Source organism: Streptococcus sp. 714 (assembly GCF_013277115.1).
Classification (GTDB): Bacteria; Bacillota; Bacilli; order Lactobacillales; family Streptococcaceae; genus Streptococcus.
Window position 1 is genome coordinate 26,813 of the sequence record NZ_VMMH01000021.1, and the last position, 15,344, is coordinate 42,156.

At 40.1% G+C, this 15,344-nt stretch carries 15 protein-coding genes; 2 read left to right on the forward strand and 13 right to left on the reverse strand.

Annotated features, from left to right (window positions below):
- Window positions 1–37: 37 nt before the first annotated feature.
- From yhbY to HT718_RS08055, 5 genes are all read right to left on the reverse strand, one after another.
- On the reverse strand, window positions 38–349 hold the full coding sequence (gene yhbY / locus HT718_RS08035) for a ribosome assembly RNA-binding protein YhbY (protein ID WP_173268128.1): 312 nt from the start codon (window positions 347–349) through the stop codon (window positions 38–40).
- A 214-nt stretch (window positions 350–563) separates the two neighbouring features.
- Window positions 564–1,670, reverse strand: coding sequence for a ribosome biogenesis GTPase YqeH (gene yqeH, locus HT718_RS08040; protein ID WP_173268129.1), 1,107 nt, complete (start codon window positions 1,668–1,670; stop codon window positions 564–566).
- Between the two features lie 2 nt (window positions 1,671–1,672).
- Window positions 1,673–2,200 (reverse strand): YqeG family HAD IIIA-type phosphatase, encoded by a 528-nt coding sequence (locus tag HT718_RS08045; RefSeq protein ID WP_033684170.1) that lies wholly within the window; start codon window positions 2,198–2,200, stop codon window positions 1,673–1,675.
- 14 nt (window positions 2,201–2,214) lie between these two features.
- Window positions 2,215–3,123: a magnesium transporter CorA family protein gene (locus tag HT718_RS08050; protein ID WP_173268130.1), complete on the reverse strand. Its 909-nt coding sequence runs from the start codon at window positions 3,121–3,123 to the stop codon at window positions 2,215–2,217.
- A 51-nt stretch (window positions 3,124–3,174) separates the two neighbouring features.
- Complete coding sequence (locus HT718_RS08055) at window positions 3,175–3,741, reverse strand: mechanosensitive ion channel domain-containing protein (RefSeq protein ID WP_173268131.1); 567 nt, start codon at window positions 3,739–3,741, stop codon at window positions 3,175–3,177.
- Between the two features lie 151 nt (window positions 3,742–3,892).
- On the opposite strand from HT718_RS08055, the gene sstT reads away from it, so the two are divergent.
- Together sstT and HT718_RS08065 are read left to right on the forward strand one after the other, a co-directional pair.
- Complete coding sequence (sstT, locus tag HT718_RS08060) at window positions 3,893–5,098, forward strand: serine/threonine transporter SstT (RefSeq protein WP_173268132.1); 1,206 nt, start codon at window positions 3,893–3,895, stop codon at window positions 5,096–5,098.
- A gap of 67 nt (window positions 5,099–5,165) precedes the next feature.
- Window positions 5,166–6,119, forward strand: coding sequence for an aromatic acid exporter family protein (locus HT718_RS08065; RefSeq protein ID WP_173268133.1), 954 nt, complete (start codon window positions 5,166–5,168; stop codon window positions 6,117–6,119).
- A gap of 50 nt (window positions 6,120–6,169) precedes the next feature.
- Here HT718_RS08065 and HT718_RS08070 read toward each other — a convergent pair whose 3' ends face one another.
- From HT718_RS08070 to asp1, 8 genes are read right to left on the reverse strand one after another with little or no spacing between them, the layout of a single operon-like run.
- Window positions 6,170–6,394, reverse strand: a complete 225-nt coding sequence (locus tag HT718_RS08070) for an accessory secretory protein Asp5 (protein WP_173268134.1) — start codon at window positions 6,392–6,394, stop codon at window positions 6,170–6,172.
- Window positions 6,395–6,398: 4 nt separating this feature from the next.
- Window positions 6,399–6,578 carry an accessory secretory system protein Asp4 gene (asp4, locus tag HT718_RS08075; protein WP_001287962.1) on the reverse strand — a complete coding sequence of 60 codons (180 nt, stop codon included), beginning with the start codon at window positions 6,576–6,578 and terminating at the stop codon, window positions 6,399–6,401.
- Between the two features lies 1 nt (window position 6,579).
- Window positions 6,580–7,917, reverse strand: coding sequence for an accessory Sec system glycosylation chaperone GtfB (gtfB, locus tag HT718_RS08080; protein ID WP_173268135.1), 1,338 nt, complete (start codon window positions 7,915–7,917; stop codon window positions 6,580–6,582).
- Window positions 7,910–9,421 (reverse strand): accessory Sec system glycosyltransferase GtfA, encoded by a 1,512-nt coding sequence (gene gtfA / locus HT718_RS08085; protein ID WP_173268136.1) that lies wholly within the window; start codon window positions 9,419–9,421, stop codon window positions 7,910–7,912. Before gtfA ends, gtfB begins: the two co-directional genes overlap by 8 nt.
- Before the next feature lie 12 nt (window positions 9,422–9,433).
- Window positions 9,434–11,806 carry an accessory Sec system translocase SecA2 gene (secA2, locus tag HT718_RS08090; protein WP_173268137.1) on the reverse strand — a complete coding sequence of 791 codons (2,373 nt, stop codon included), beginning with the start codon at window positions 11,804–11,806 and terminating at the stop codon, window positions 9,434–9,436.
- Entirely contained in the window at window positions 11,799–12,239 is a 441-nt protein-coding gene (asp3, locus tag HT718_RS08095; protein WP_061088349.1) for an accessory Sec system protein Asp3, read from the reverse strand. The genes secA2 and asp3 overlap by 8 nt, the downstream gene beginning before the upstream one ends.
- Entirely contained in the window at window positions 12,236–13,771 is a 1,536-nt protein-coding gene (asp2, locus tag HT718_RS08100; RefSeq protein WP_173268138.1) for an accessory Sec system protein Asp2, read from the reverse strand. The genes asp3 and asp2 overlap by 4 nt, the downstream gene beginning before the upstream one ends.
- The gene (asp1, locus tag HT718_RS08105; RefSeq protein ID WP_173268139.1) at window positions 13,755–15,335 is read right to left on the reverse strand and encodes an accessory Sec system protein Asp1; all 1,581 of its coding nucleotides are present in this window, start codon (window positions 15,333–15,335) and stop codon (window positions 13,755–13,757) included. The genes asp2 and asp1 overlap by 17 nt, the downstream gene beginning before the upstream one ends.
- Window positions 15,336–15,344 lie beyond the last annotated feature (9 nt).

The following is a 15,344-nucleotide window of genomic DNA, read 5'->3' on the forward strand; positions in this document are numbered from 1 at the left end:
TTATTTCTCTGTAAAAACAGTTGTTTGGAGTAGTTCTTTAGATTTCTTTGACTTTTTTAGAAATCTTGCGATTTTCTTTCTTGCTAGATTGTTTAAACAAGATCAAGATGCGTCCGATTTTTTGGACTATATCCACACCGATTTCTTCTTCCAAGATTTCAGCTACTTCGTGGATGTTTTCATCTGTATTTTGCAAGAGCGTTACTTTGATTAATTCACGGGCGTCAAGAGCTTGGCGAACGCTGGTCTTGATTTGGTCGTTAAGTCCATTTTTCCCGATTTGGATGATGGGTTTGAGGGTGTGTGCCTGGCTGTTGAGGAAGGCACGTTGTTTTGATGTTAATGACATAATTTCTTTAAAAGAGTTTCTTTTTATACTTTTCTGAAGTGGTGACGGACGTCAGCAAAGTCCTTCGGACTTTCATGACTAAAATTTGAGCCTAAGGTCTCAAATTTTCCGCAGTTGGTACAAGCACTTGTACCAACTGACACCACAGCGAAAAGTATTCTCTATGGGGCTCGCCCTGCTCGCCCGAATTCAGACAACCCTTTCCTTTCTGTGTTTAAATAATTGCTTTTCGTGTGACTACTGCGACGCCTTCGGGTGCCCAGACGGCGACTTTGGCGGTACCTGTTACACGGATCCAGCCTAGGCCTGAGATGACTAGGTCCGTCTTGTCCTTAATGTTAAAGATATGTTGGACTAGTTTTGGAAAATCTTCTTTTTCCTTACTATTTGGCGGTGTTAGAAGAGTTCCAAGGTGCTTGTCATAGAAGGCACTGGCTCCTTCTAGCTTGGTACGATGGAGTTTGAGTTCATTGTCAAAGAAGGCTGTGAAACCTTGCTTTTCTCCTGATATGAAGTCAAAGCGTCCGAGTCCACCTAAAAATAGGGTTTGCTCGGGATTAAGCTGATAGGTTTTTGGCTTGATTTCCTTTTTAGGGCTGACATACTTGAGGTTTTTAGCAGTCAGGTAATGGGCCATTTGGTGACGATGGATGATTCCCGGCGTATCGTAGATATAAGATCCATCATCAAGCGGAATCTCAATCTTGTCCAAGGTTGTCCCTGGGAAACGCGAAGTCGTGATGACATTCTGGTCACCCGTGATTTCTTGGATAATAGCATTGATAAGGGTTGATTTTCCAACGTTGGTTACACCGACCACATAGACATCACGGCCCTTACGGTAGTGTTCAATCTTGTCAATGACTTCCTTAATGGCATGCTTGTTTTGTGCCGAAGTTAAGACAACATCGACTGGACGAAGCCCTTCTTCATGGGCACGTTCCATGAGCCACTGGCTAATCTTGCCCGGTTTAACTGACTTAGGTAGGATATCCTGTTTATTTCCAACCAAGAGGACATCATTGCCTGATACAAAACGTGGCAAGCCTGGGATAACAGAGCCATTAAAGTCAAAGATATCAATGACATTGACCACTAGGGCATCACTATCTCCCACCTCGTGCAAGAGCTTGAGGAAATCATCATCCGTCAACTGGACATCCGTGATTTCATTGTAGTGGCGGAGACGGAAACAACGTTGGCAATAGACTTCGCCAGTCTCCAAACCTTTTTCAAGTGCCGACTGGGGGGTAAAGCCAAGTCCAGCCTTGTCTGTCGTCTGAATGGTTGCTCCACAACCAATACAGAGAATTTCTTCCATAGTTAAATTCCTTTTTTATATGTAATCGGTCCGTACTTTTCAGTGATTTTTCGCATAACACGGCGCTCACGAGCACGGTTAATCTGCGTCTTGATCGAGTCGTGTTGGACCAAAGGCTTGACCAATATTGAGCGAATGCCTGCACGGTGGGCTGCTCGAATATCGGTCATAAGCTGGTCACCGACCATGACCACTTCACTTTTCTCATAGTGAAATTCCTTCATGGCACGGTCAATCCCAAATGTAAAGGGCTTCAAGGCCCAGTAGACGTAATCAATCCCAAATTTCTCAACTGCACGTTGAACTCGTTTTTTGGTATTATTTGAGACTACTATGATGCGAATGCCCGCGTCACGGAGGTCATGTAGCCATTGCTTCATCTCTGGCGTCCCATCAGGGTTGTTCCAAGCTATGAGGGTATTGTCCAAATCGACCAAAACAGCCTTGATTCCCTGCGCCTGCAGGCTTGGGACTGTCAGACCATAAACTGCTTCCACAGCAAAATCTGGCATGTAATTTTCAATCGCCATTCTGGCTCCTTTTCTTAACTTTTTTTCGCAATTTTCCTTAGCAACAATGACAAAACAATCCACAAACCTGCACTAGCCAAACTGATGTAGAGCCAAGCATGGGGTTCATCTGTTAAAGGTAACGGAACATTCATTCCAAAAAAGCCTGTCACGACTGCTAAAACGGCTAGCAAGACTGAGATGATGGTCAAGGTTGTCAAATTATCATTCAGATTATTGTTTAGGATGTTGTTGTAAGATGCTGATAGTTGTTGGAGAACTTGAGAAATTAAATCTGTCATGGACACCAGCTGATGAGCCTCAATCATGGCATCATCAAACTGCTCTCTCTCAATCTCGTTAAAACTACGATAGAGGGCATGCCCCTGAATATGCTCTAACAACATACGATTTTGCTTAGCAGCCGCAGTAAGATAAACCATACCGGTCTCCAAGTCGGAAAGGGCAAAAAGGTTTTTCTTAGTCGTCCGCTGCCGCAAGAGACCATTAACCTCATCCTTACTCTTGTCCATCTGCTCGATGACAGGATAGTAGGCATTGCTGATGATTTCCAGACTGGCAAAGAGAAACTTGTAAATCGAAAGCGTATCATGACTGTCTAGATAACGGGTCATCTGTTCAACGACATAGGCGTTCTTGGTATTACTAATGGTAATCAGGCGACGATGTTCCACGATAAAGGTCATAGGAAAGGCTTCGTAGTATTCCTTGTCCTTTTTCAAGTTCAAGACATTGTAGATAAAGGTCACAGTCCCATTTTCGCGGTGATAATCCATGTGGGCACGCTCATTCCTATCCAGTGCGTATTCAATGGTTTCCTTGTCCAAACCGTAGATTTCAGAAAGGTCCTCTAGTTTTTTCAACTTGTCCAAATCTAGGTCAATCCAGGTACAGCCATTACCCAACTGTTTTTCTAAAAACATCTTCTCTCCTTTACCAAACTCTTTTTATTGTACCATAAATCTGCTAAAATTTCAGGCCTGGTCTTTCCGAGAAAAATTGCTGACAACTGTGATATTCCGATTGGGAACGAAGTGCAGAACCTGATCATCACCTCTGAGTTGCGTTGTCCGAATGCCGACGCTGACAACCTTGCCCGATACAGTAATGGGACCATTTGTCAGAACAACCTCATCTCCCACATCCAGTTGACGTTCGAAGAGGATGAAAAAGCCATTGATGACATCAGACAGAAAGCCTTGGGCTCCCATCCCAATAGCCACCCCAGCGATTCCAGCCCCAGCCAGCAAACTAGAAACTGGCAAACCTAAAATAGACAAGATACAGTAAAGTAAAAAGAAATAAAGAGTATAATTAAACACATTTTCTAGCAGACGTGAGATGGTTTTCTGACGCCCGACATCATGGCGAGACATTTTTAGAGAAGGTTTGACAATTCTCTGCACCATGGTATAAAGCAGTTTCTTAGCTATATAAAAGAGCAAAAACAGGAATAAGAGAGAAAGTAGCTTGGTCAAGATATTCTCGATAATCGCTGTTAGATCAAGCTTATTGAGATAGGTTTGAATAAATTCTTGCATAGAAAACTCCTTTCATTTATTATACCATACTTTCATAAAGTGTCATTCTCCATAAATATTCAAAAATAATTTCGAAAATAGACAGAAAATTCTTGATTTTGGTTCATATTTATACTATAATCATAAACATTACACAACAAAGGAGATTGTTATGAAAAAATTCATTCATGCTTGGAATAAGGCAAGCCTGATCAAACGTATCTTGATTGGCATGCTTGTCGGAGGAATCCTTGGACTGACATTTCCTAATGTTTCAGGAGTTGGTCTACTCGGAGATCTCTTTGTTGGTGGTCTCAAAGCCATCGCACCTATTCTAGTCTTTGCCCTCGTTGCCAATGCCCTTTCCCAACATAAAAAAGGACAAGATAGCAATATGAAAACCGTTATCTTTCTTTATCTAGTGGGGACATTTGCAGCTGCTCTTGTAGCGGTTTTTGCTAGTTTCATCGTACCTGTTGAAATTACCCTAAATAGTGCCAATACAGAAATTACACCACCAGATGGGATTGGTCAGGTCCTCAGCAATCTCTTACTTAAACTCGTCGACAATCCAGTCAATGCCCTCGTCACAGCCAACTACATTGGTATCCTATCTTGGGCGGTTATTTTCGGGATTGCCATGAGAGAAGCCAGCAAAAATAGTAAAGAATTGTTGAACACCATAGCTGATGTGACTTCTAAAATTGTCGAATGGATTATTAACCTAGCTCCATTTGGAATCTTAGGACTTGTATTTAAAACCATCTCTGATAAGGGAATCGGAAGCCTAGCCAACTATGGAATCTTACTTGCCCTCTTGATAACAACTATGTTCTTTGTGGCTCTAGTAGTGAATCCATTGATTGCCTTCCTCTTTATGAAGAGAAACCCTTATCCCCTCGTTTGGAAATGTTTGCGTGTTAGCGGTGTGACAGCCTTCTTCACTCGTAGTTCTGCGGCTAACATTCCTGTCAACATGAAACTTTGTCACGACCTTGGACTGGATCCAGATACCTATTCTGTTTCTATCCCACTTGGTTCTACTATCAACATGGCCGGAGCAGCTATTACTATCAACGTTTTGACCCTTGCTGCAGTGAATACTCTTGGAATCCCTGTTGACTTTGCGACAGCCTTTGTCCTTAGTGTAGTTGCCGCAATCTCAGCTTGTGGTGCTTCTGGTATTGCGGGAGGTTCCCTCCTTCTTATCCCAGTTGCTTGTAGCCTTTTCGGTATTTCTAACGATATTGCCATGCAAGTTGTCGGAGTTGGATTTGTCATTGGCGTCATCCAAGACTCATGTGAAACAGCCCTCAACTCTTCTACAGACGTCCTCTTTACTGCCGTTGCCGAATACGCAGCAGCCCGTAAAAAATAACTCATAAAGACAAGCCTGCTCAGGTCTTGTCTTTTGCTCTTTTATTCTAACTTACTAGGAAATTCTTATGTCTATTAGCCAACGTACGACCAAGCTCATCTTAGCCACCTGCCTTGCCTGTCTTCTTGCTTATTTTCTCAATCTTTCTTCCGCAGTTTCGGCTGGAATTATCGCTCTCTTGAGCCTATCTGATACACGTAGAAGTACCTTAAAACTAGCCCGCAATCGTCTTTTTTCTATGCTTCTAGCTCTGTCTATTGGGGTTTTGGCCTTTCACTTGACCGGATTTCATATCTGGAGCCTTGGCCTCTATCTGGCTCTTTATGTGCCCCTAGCCTACGAGATGGGCTGGGAAATTGGCATCACACCAAGCACTGTTTTGGTTAGCCATCTCTTGGTTCAAGAGTCAACCTCTCCAGACCTTCTAGTCAATGAATTCCTTCTCTTTGCAATCGGTACAGGATTTGCTTTACTGGTCAATCTCTACATGCCTTCCCGAGAAGAGGAAATCCAGCACTACCACGTGCTAGTCGAAGAAAAGTTAAAAGATATCCTCCAACGCTTCAAATATTATTTATCTAGAGGGGACGGCCGCAACCGAGCACAGTTGGTTAAAGAATTGGACACCCTTTTGGAAGACGCCCTCAGACTGGTCTATTTAGATCACTCTGACCACCTCTTTCACCAAACCGACTACCATATCCACTACTTTGAGATGAGACAGCGACAAAGTCGTATCCTGCGAAACATGGCCCAGCAGATCAACACCTGTCACCTTGCTGCCAGTGAAAGCCTGATTTTAGCCCAACTTTTTTCAAAAATTGCAGGCCAACTGAGCCAGACCAATCCTGCTTCTGATTTGCTAGATGAAATTGAACGTTATCTGGAAGTCTTCCGTAATCGCAGCCTACCCAAGACAAGAGAAGAATTTGAAACCCGCGCTACCCTTCTTCAACTTCTACGCGAAGCCAAAGCCTTCATCCAAGTAAAAGTTGACTTTTACCAAAAATATGAACAGTAAAAAAGAAAACTTCAGACCAATCACAAAAAGTGAATCTCTGAAGTTTTCTTTTATTTGTAAGTTATTACCATAAAGGTTAATAGTAAAACGAATAGGGCCAAACTCACTAATAAAGTGAGAACCTTTACCAAGGTGTTGCTCTGCCAGTAACTTGGTTTACCAATATTACTAGTGGAATCCATGGAAAAGAGTTGATTTTGACGGGGTTGTATGGTCACCAATACAATCAAAGCAAGAGATAGGATAATAGCTAAAACAATCAGTATGTCAATCATAGGCCTACCTCAAAATTCCCAGTAAAGTAAAGAGCAAACCAATCAGAATCATCAAACCCAGTAAGAGTGAAAAAGTCTTACTAATCTTTTCCCCTCGGGTTTCTTTTTCCTTCTTGATAGGTTTTTGTTTCAACTCTTCCATGCGACCTTCAACGTCTTTGTAAAATAAATCTTCCTCTGACATATTAGCCTCCTAAAACAGTTTGCATGATTTCCTGATATCGCACCAAATCAACATAATTTGCATGTTGACCTTGTTTTCCAAGTGCCTGACGCATTTGATCAACATCTGAAAGAGCCAGTTTAATGGTCTCAACCAAATCAGAAACTTCACTACTTTCAAATAGATAATCTGGAGCGATATAAAGTCTATTGTGCACTGTCTGATGAAATCCAAGAATCAAGAGATTGTGCTCAAAGGCCTGACGTACTGCCTGTAGCAACTCATTACTGTGGTTTATATCCAAGTAAATATCCGACAATTGATACAGCTCCTGAATCTTCTGTGGACTAGCATTCTGATAAAGGACCACATTAGGATAGCGAAGCATATCTAAGAGCTTAGAAGACATCTCTGTCACCGCTGCAATACGGAAGGTAACATCAGGCAAGGCTTCTACGATTGTTTCTACTTGCTCAATCTGATCGGAATTGGTCAAGATTAAGGCATCTCGTCTTAGGAAATTATCACGTTTGAACTGGTAATGATAACCCAAGTGCACAAGCTGATCATGGTATTTTTCGTCAGTCAACTCTAAAGCGCGCTCATAAGTCGCCTTGTTAGGAATGATAATCTTCTTAGTACGCACATCATCATTTTCCAAAATCAACTGCATATTGCCCGGAATAGCATCATAAAGAGGTTCCTGCCAAACTAGAATATCTGAGCCAGATTTATCTGGATGATGGAAGGAAACCAAGAAAGGAATCGCTAAGGTATTAAAGATAAGCTGACTGGTATCTATTTCCAAATCTTGCAAAAAGAAGGTGATAAATTCAACCTTATTTGCAAAGTAACGCATGGATTGACCAGGCAAAGTCAATAAGATATCACCCGTCACATGGTTTTCAAGTAAAACTTGTTGATCATTGACATCTTGGTAAACTGTCATAATCGGCTCGCTATCTGCGCTATAGGTCGTTGTAGCAAAACAAGCTCCGAAGCGATTATAGTGATCAACCTGGCGTACTCGACCTTCTAGGTCTTTCCAGTCTACCTTTTTAACCAAGCGAGCCTGCAAACCATCAGCATAATGAATGACGGCTCTCTCCTGTGTCATATCTTCAATACGAGCAGACTGATTATTGCCTGAAATTTCCCAAAAAGCTGGAACAGGAACTTGGTTGAAATAGAGAGGTTTTCCCTTTTCATAGCCTAGATAATAGGTAAAAGGAGAAACCAGACCATCAGGCAGAAATCCATCTGCATCGATGACCACTCCAAGTTGAGACAGTCCAGTAGCGACTAGACTTTCATGTAAATCTCGACTTTCCTGACTATAACGATCATAAAGTTCAATCATGGAGCACCTCCTCTACTGTTTTCTTCCACTTTTCTAAAATTTCTTTGGTTAAGAATCCTTCTGCAATTTGGTAAGAATGGGTACGCATATCCGCCAAACGATTTTCTTGATACAGTTGGCAAATCTTAGCTGCGTAAGCTTGCTTGATTTGGTCTTCTACGTGATCTGATGAACTTGGAATCAAATAACCATTTTTCCCATCTTCTATAAAGGTCTGATTACCATAAGGCACATCAAAACCAATTAGAGGTAGACCTGAACCAATAGCTTCCATCAAGGTCAAACCAAATCCTTCACTGGTTGAAGCCGTCAAGTAGACCTCATACTGGCTATAAATCTGCGAAAGTTCCGCATGGCCCTTGAGCTGGATATAGTCTTCTGCCTTATGACTAGCAATAATTTCTCGAAGAAGAGAATCTTCTCCACCACTACCATAAATATCAAAGGTCAATTCAGGTATTTCTTTACGAGCCTCAATGACCGCCTTGACCAACCAGTCAATGTGTTTTTCTTTAGCAAGACGTGAAGCTGTAATCAATGAAAATGGTTTACGTCCTTGACTTGACTCAGTCAAGGAATCAATACTTCCTACAGGAATGGTAACAATCTTTGGTTGGTGCTGGGTGTATTTGGCAAATTGCTCTTGCAGAACTTCTCTCTGTCTATCAGTGGATACGATAAAGAAATCGACCTTATCTGCATTGGTAAACTGATAGTCATAGTAATTGTTCCAAAGGATATAGTCCTCATTTGTAGCATTTTCACTATAATGCTCCGCATGAACGACTACCGCTAAATGCGCTACCTGTGCTTCCTCAAAAACAACCTGTCCAATGCCTGTCTCTCTATCAAGAATGACCAAATCAGACTTGTTCAAATTCAAGGATTTCATAAAGGCACGCATAAAGGCTTGTTTCCCATAGAAAATCCTATCCTTGAAACGATAAACTTCTTCCTTCCCTTGATTCATCATGATATCATAGACAGGAGTTCCGTCTTCATTATAGAAAGTTCTTTGGTATAGGACTGCAACATTGTCCTTGGGAGCAAAGTATTCGCTACAATAACGCGTGTAAGAAAAGTAATCCTTTCGAATCAATTTTCCTTTAAAAACATACTCTGCATGTTGAACCAAGTCCTTATACTCATCCACCAAATAACAGGTAACAAACTTATCTTGATCAGAAAAGAAGACACGTAAAACCTTGCCATTCTTTTCTCTACGACTTTCAATGCCACCAAAGTAAGCCAAGACATCATCCACTGTCACGCTAGTCGGTGCAATCTTGATGTCTGTAAAATGATTATAAAGCCAAATCACTTGATCATCATCAAAACCAATATTAGCTGTTAAGTGCTGAATATTATCGGCTAAAATCATATCTGTAAAGATAAACTTAGAGGACAGATTTAATTTCCGAAAAACACCAGCACGGTAGGCTTGGGCGTATTCAACACCGCTACTAGCCCATCCAATTCCTAAATTTATATTGTAAATTGTCATATTTTCCTCTTTTTATGGGAAATGAGTCATAATCTCACCCTTAGGAGTGACTTCAACTAAGCCCATCAGGAGATTACGCACCATATCCGCACGGATTTGTTCTTTCATAGCTTCAAAGCCCGCATAAGCTTCTTGATAGTATTCTACAATAGGATTTTTCTGAGCAGCTGGTTGTCCACCGATTGCCATAGTTAACTGTTGTAGATAGTCTACCTGCTCTACCCAGTTGTCATCAATAGCCTTGAGCATAGAAAGTCGTAAAAACTGTTCATATAAACCATGTTGATCGAGCAATTCTTTCTTTTCAGAAAGTTCTTTATCAATCACCTGCTTCATAAAACTACGAACTGCAGTTTTATCAGTTACATCTATATAATCTGGAACCTCTTTAATATGAAAACTAATATTGGTCACAATAAAGTGGAAGAGTAACTCTCGGCTTTCATATTCTGAAGAAGTCACTTGATCTATGTAACTAGCAATTATTTCTTCCACAACATCCTCTAAGTCACGAGAACCATCTATTAGACGATTACGCTCCTTGTAAATCATATCCCGTTGAATATTCATACTTTCAGCATATTCTAGAGTCTGACGACGTGCCGAACGTCCAGCACTATCACTAGCATGCTGAGCCTTTTCGACTAGCCTTCGGTATTTACGACCTTTCAATACTTCTGGTTGAGTCATATCTTGAACCTGATAATCTTTATATTTTTTATGAACCCAAGAAGGACCAAATTTCTTAATAACATCGTCCTCTAAGGATACAAAGAACTTACTCATCCCAGGATCTCCCTGACGACCAGAGCGTCCACGAATTTGCAAGTCAATCCGCTGACTTTCCATCCTCTCAGTCCCAATAACAATCAAGCCACCAAGTTCTGCAACTCCTTTACCAAGCTTGATATCTGTCCCACGTCCTGCCATAGAGGTTGCCACTGTTACAGCTCCCATCTGACCTGATTCTGCGATGATTTGGGCCTCACGCGCCGCATTATTGGCATTGAGAACGTTATGTGCAATCCCTTCACGGAGCAAGAGTGATGAATAAAGCTGAGACATTTCAACTGAACCTACAAAAACGAGTAAGGGATTTCCCTTAGCATGGTATTCCTTGATGTACTCCAAGGATGCATACACTTTTTCAGGTAAAGTGATATAGAGATTATCTGGATAGTCAATCCGTTGTCTAGGACGATTGGCTGGAATGCGCACTACAGACATATTGTAGGTTTCAATAAACTCTTTTTCCGCGACCTTACCTGTCCCTGTCATACCAGATATCTTATTAAACATTTTAAAAAGACTCTGATAAGTGATGGAAGCCATGGCCCTCGTTTCTGGAGATAATTTGACATGTTCCTTAGCTTCAATGGCCTGATGGAGGCCTCCCTGTAGTTTGGTCATCTCCATTAGACGCCCTGTTCCCTTATCTACTAGTACCATTTCATCCCCTCGAATGACATAGTCTTTGTCTTTTGTAAAGAGTTTATGGGCTCGAATCGCATACACTAAATGGCGAGCAAAAACAGCATGTTCTTCCTTGTAAAAATGATCTATGCCTAAGAAGCTTTCAGCAGCCTTAGCCCCCTTGGTAGTGAGCCAAACCTCATCCTTTTCCTCTTTAAAGATATAGTCCTCTCCTTCGACCAAAGTTGTAACCAGCGTATCAATAATACCATAATGATTAGACTGAACCCGAGGGGCCCCTGCAATGATCAGTGGAGTCTGAGCGCTATCTAGTAAGATATCATCAATCTCATCAATAATGACATAATCAAAAGGATGCAAAAATTTTCCTTCCTCATTTGAGGCCAGATTATCATTTAAATAATCAAAACCTAAATTGCTATTAGTTGTATAGATGATGTCTGATGCATAAATTCTTTTTTTCTCTTCTGACGTCAATTCCTCTTTTGGATCATCTGTAAAAGGTATCCCAATTGTCAAGCCTAAAAAGCGGTAAACTTGTCCCATCTCCTCGGCATCGCGTTTAGCTAGATAGTCATTGGTGGTAATCAGCATGGTTCCTTTTCCTGTCAGGGCATTGAGATAAACAGGCATAGTAGCTGTCAAGGTTTTTCCCTCACCTGTATTCATCTCAGCGACATTTCCCTGATGGATAACAATTCCTCCCATGACTTGGACATCATAGGGAAACATGCCCAATACACGTTTATCCGCTTCACGAACAACTGCAAACGCTTCTACCAATAGGTCGTCAAGAGTTTCACCCTCAGCAAGACGTTGACGAAACTCCACTGTTTTTGCCGCTAGTTCTTGGTCTGATAAAGACTTCATCGTTCCTTTAAGGGCATTAATCTTCTTTAAAATTCTTTTGACTTTACGAAGTTGGAAATCTTGATATAAACCTTTAAACACGATTCATCTCCTTAATAGAAAAAGAATAGAAATCCAAGGACTCAAAACCAGCACTTAGAAGGGAAACTTGGTAGGTATAGGTATCATCAGGATAAGTAAAATCAAAGACTTTCATTTTTTCAATTTTCTCTTCAATCACATCTCCGTATCTATCAAAAAAGGCAATCTTTGTATAAACTCCATTTGTAGGTTGGCATTCAAAATTCATGCATAATTGATAATCGTGATTTCTTTTTAACAAAGGGAGGCTAGGCTGAGTACGAGCAGCCTGGTAATTGACATCAGAAAACCATGTTTTTAAAATTTCTCCTGATGTCACTAAGGGATTATATAGACTAATATGTTTGTCTTCATAATAGGTTACCTTACTACCATACATAAATGTCCCCCCTACTTCTCCCCACTTAATGTCTGTTCTCTGATTGATAATCATTTGTCCAACCTTCCAAAATCTGATTTCAAAATCATACGGTAAAAATGTAGAAACCAAGCAACATTGGTATCTGTATCATCATTATGTCGTCCATCTGTACCTTTAGACAAAATCTTAGCCCCTGTATGGCAAAGATGTTCTACTAACTGATCGTAGGCTTTGCTGTCCATATCTTCATCCTTCATATAGGACAAACCAAAAATTGTCTGGGTGAAATCAGCCTTTTTAAAAGCATTCCAAAAAGTTTGATCCAGATCTTCCATATGCTGGGGACTAACTCCGCCCGTCTGATGTCTCAGTACATCAAATCCTGTATTAAATACTCCTGGTGCCTCTAAACGCCCTCGTCTTGCAATAGTTCCAATGTTAGCTAGTGGCTTCCCGACAATAACTGCACGCGGTTCAAAAGTGGCTCCATAGTAGAGCGATGGAAAAGTTCCCATTGATAAGCCTGATAAAATTAAATCTTTAGATGTCAAACCAAGATAATCCAAATAATATTGAATGGTTTCCTTAATCTTATTCTCTAATCCTTCACTACCTAAGTAAAAGGCTCCACCCACAAGACGAGGATCCGAAAATAGAAGAAATGGACATCCTAAATTTTTCATCATAAAATATCCTTCAAATCCCTCAGCTGGACGAAAACCTGAAAAGTAAACAGCTAAAGGTGGCTTAAAATCACCCGGATGGAAAAAGTAATTAATTTCATCTCGATTTTCGTCATGTAATATGTTACCACCAAGGACAAATTTCCCAAACTGTTTTCGGCTCCAACGTTGGTGAAGATTCCCTAACTGGAGTTTCCCATTCCCACATGCCTCAATTGATATAAATAACAAGTAATTACTATCTTTACTATTCATAATAATAGATTTTTCTAAATCAGCTTCTGAATAAACTTCCTCTTCAAAAAATTCATCCACTGAACCATTCCATATCTTGCGAATCACCAACCTAAACTCAAAATTTCCTTGTTTTTTGTACTCTAACCATAGTTCTATGGGTAAGTTTTTATCGACCATAAAATTATAGGACCAGTAAGCTAGTTGTTGGAAATCCTCTCCAAAATTCCCTTCTAGAGTCACGTGTTCAAATCCTTGATAAGAAATAGAACCTTTAAAGGAGGGATGAATTTGGATACCAGATGGAAATAGTTTATCACCGTAACCTCCACCAAAGAGAGAAGTGGACAAATCATTGACTAATTGCTGAGGATCTGAGAAGTCTATAGCCTGAGCACACCTCTGCTTTAACAAATCAAAAATAACCGAATCGGACGTCTTAAACTCTTGATCATAAAAAAGAGTGTAAGGCTCAATATGATGAATAAAAGGCAGTAAATCAGATAAATACTGTCCATCCTCTATTAAGATAGCATGAAAACTGGTTATCCCTTCCATTTCCATCATTTTACGAAGGGCTAGCGGTGAGTTGGGACAGAAGTAATACCAATCCATGTTTTCAGGAATTTCATAATGATGAGCCCAATTATCAATCCCTATCTGTAGGATCTTATAATCCTTTGACATCTGTAACCTCCTCAATCCAGTGATGCAACTTATCTAAGAATCGTTGTCCAGTATGCTCCTTGATTTTATCAATAGAATATACTAGAGCTTGATTCCACTCTTTTAGTTTATCCGTATAGTAATGTGTAGCCTTGGAAAATTCTGTCACATCTGAAATCAAATAACCATTTTTCAAGTGTTCCACATAGACGGTTTCAACCCGATTAATCTGAGGAATTCCCGCACTAATACCTGCTATTTGGGTATAGAGGTGGGGTTGTTTATTCAAATCCACAATCAAGCGAACAAACTCTAGTGTCTTAATCAGATCCAACTCGTCATTCATATTGACAAATTGAAAACGTAGTTCCTGCTCTTGATTTTCTTCTAAAGGATTTTCTGCCTCACCGTAATCTATTCCTTTTTTTAAACTATCAGTATGGATTTGTTCCTGAATGATTTCATTGACAAGTGATTCTACCTCTTCCATTTGTTGCTGACTAGCAGAAAAGGCACCAAAAATAACTTCTGTATTTTTTGTTTCAGCAATGAATGATAAGACCTGAAATAAGGCTTGTCTATCAATTCCTTCAGAAAAATCTAATTGATAATAAATAATCGATTCTTTTCTAGTCTGACTTCTTCCCAGTCGTAAACGCGTATCAAAAGGAGAAAGATGATGAAATTTATCCGATAGAGTAGGATATAGTTCCTGCAAGAGTTGTAAACTATCTTCTCTATCTACTAAGACTATATCTGCCTGATCAAATGATAGAGCTAAGTCTTTAAAACTAGCTTGAGCATTCCGATTAATGAAAAGACTCAATATTTTAGCAGTTTCACTTGGTAGGCAACTGAAGATAAATTGGTCATGATGGGGATGAGAAGGAATAATGAAAATATCCTGTTTTTTTTGTTTCTTTTGAATATATTTATCAAAAAACTCTGCAACCAATTGACTCATATCAGCGTAGTGAAGATGTTTAAATTGATAGCCAAATATTGGATTTACCTCTACTCGGCCTCCCTCGTTTAAATACTCTCTAAATCTCCAAATCCCCTTAGGATTCAAATAGTCCTGATAGGTAGGCTGCCCATTATCAAAATAAATGACACTGGATACAAAGCCACGATCATCCATAATGTAGTGCTTACTTATCTGACCATTGTTATCAAAATATTGAATATCACTGATAAAGCCTTCTACGCCATGTTCTACCTTTGCATACTTTTTACCATTTTTGTTAACTACTATTGCAAATGGACTATACAGAAACTGGCAATCACTATCCCACTCTATATCTCTGAGATTAAGAACCTGGGTGTGTATATCATGCAAGTCTTGCATATCATCAAAGATAGAATAGACTTCTGTCTCTAAGACACCATGTCTATGTAAAAAATAACGTAAATGTGGCTGATAGGACAAGACTAATAAACGAGATTGTATCTCTTGCCTTTGAAAAAGCCTAATTTGATTGAATGTATCATCAAATTCAAGCTTAAAGTGAGAATAATACCATGGAGTCAAATCAGCGTGCCATTGGCGGTTTGAACCATACCAAGCTGGTATAAAATAATACATAAAAGCCTC

Excerpts from the sequence above, each read along its gene's own strand:
- yhbY (WP_173268128.1), bottom strand. The coding sequence starts at position 349 with ATGTCATTAACATCAAAACAACGTGCCTTCCTCAACAGCCAGGCACAC.
- yqeH (WP_173268129.1), bottom strand. The coding sequence starts at position 1,670 with ATGGAAGAAATTCTCTGTATTGGTTGTGGAGCAACCATTCAGACGACA.
- HT718_RS08045 (WP_033684170.1), bottom strand. The coding sequence starts at position 2,200 with ATGGCGATTGAAAATTACATGCCAGATTTTGCTGTGGAAGCAGTTTAT.
- HT718_RS08050 (WP_173268130.1), bottom strand. The coding sequence starts at position 3,123 with ATGTTTTTAGAAAAACAGTTGGGTAATGGCTGTACCTGGATTGACCTA.
- HT718_RS08055 (WP_173268131.1), bottom strand. The coding sequence starts at position 3,741 with ATGCAAGAATTTATTCAAACCTATCTCAATAAGCTTGATCTAACAGCG.
- sstT (WP_173268132.1), top strand. The coding sequence starts at position 3,893 with ATGAAAAAATTCATTCATGCTTGGAATAAGGCAAGCCTGATCAAACGT.
- HT718_RS08065 (WP_173268133.1), top strand. The coding sequence starts at position 5,166 with ATGTCTATTAGCCAACGTACGACCAAGCTCATCTTAGCCACCTGCCTT.
- HT718_RS08070 (WP_173268134.1), bottom strand. The coding sequence starts at position 6,394 with ATGATTGACATACTGATTGTTTTAGCTATTATCCTATCTCTTGCTTTG.
- asp4 (WP_001287962.1), bottom strand. The coding sequence starts at position 6,578 with ATGTCAGAGGAAGATTTATTTTACAAAGACGTTGAAGGTCGCATGGAA.
- gtfB (WP_173268135.1), bottom strand. The coding sequence starts at position 7,917 with ATGATTGAACTTTATGATCGTTATAGTCAGGAAAGTCGAGATTTACAT.
- gtfA (WP_173268136.1), bottom strand. The coding sequence starts at position 9,421 with ATGACAATTTACAATATAAATTTAGGAATTGGATGGGCTAGTAGCGGT.
- asp3 (WP_061088349.1), bottom strand. The coding sequence starts at position 12,239 with ATGATTATCAATCAGAGAACAGACATTAAGTGGGGAGAAGTAGGGGGG.
- asp2 (WP_173268138.1), bottom strand. The coding sequence starts at position 13,771 with ATGTCAAAGGATTATAAGATCCTACAGATAGGGATTGATAATTGGGCT.
- asp1 (WP_173268139.1), bottom strand. The coding sequence starts at position 15,335 with ATGTATTATTTTATACCAGCTTGGTATGGTTCAAACCGCCAATGGCAC.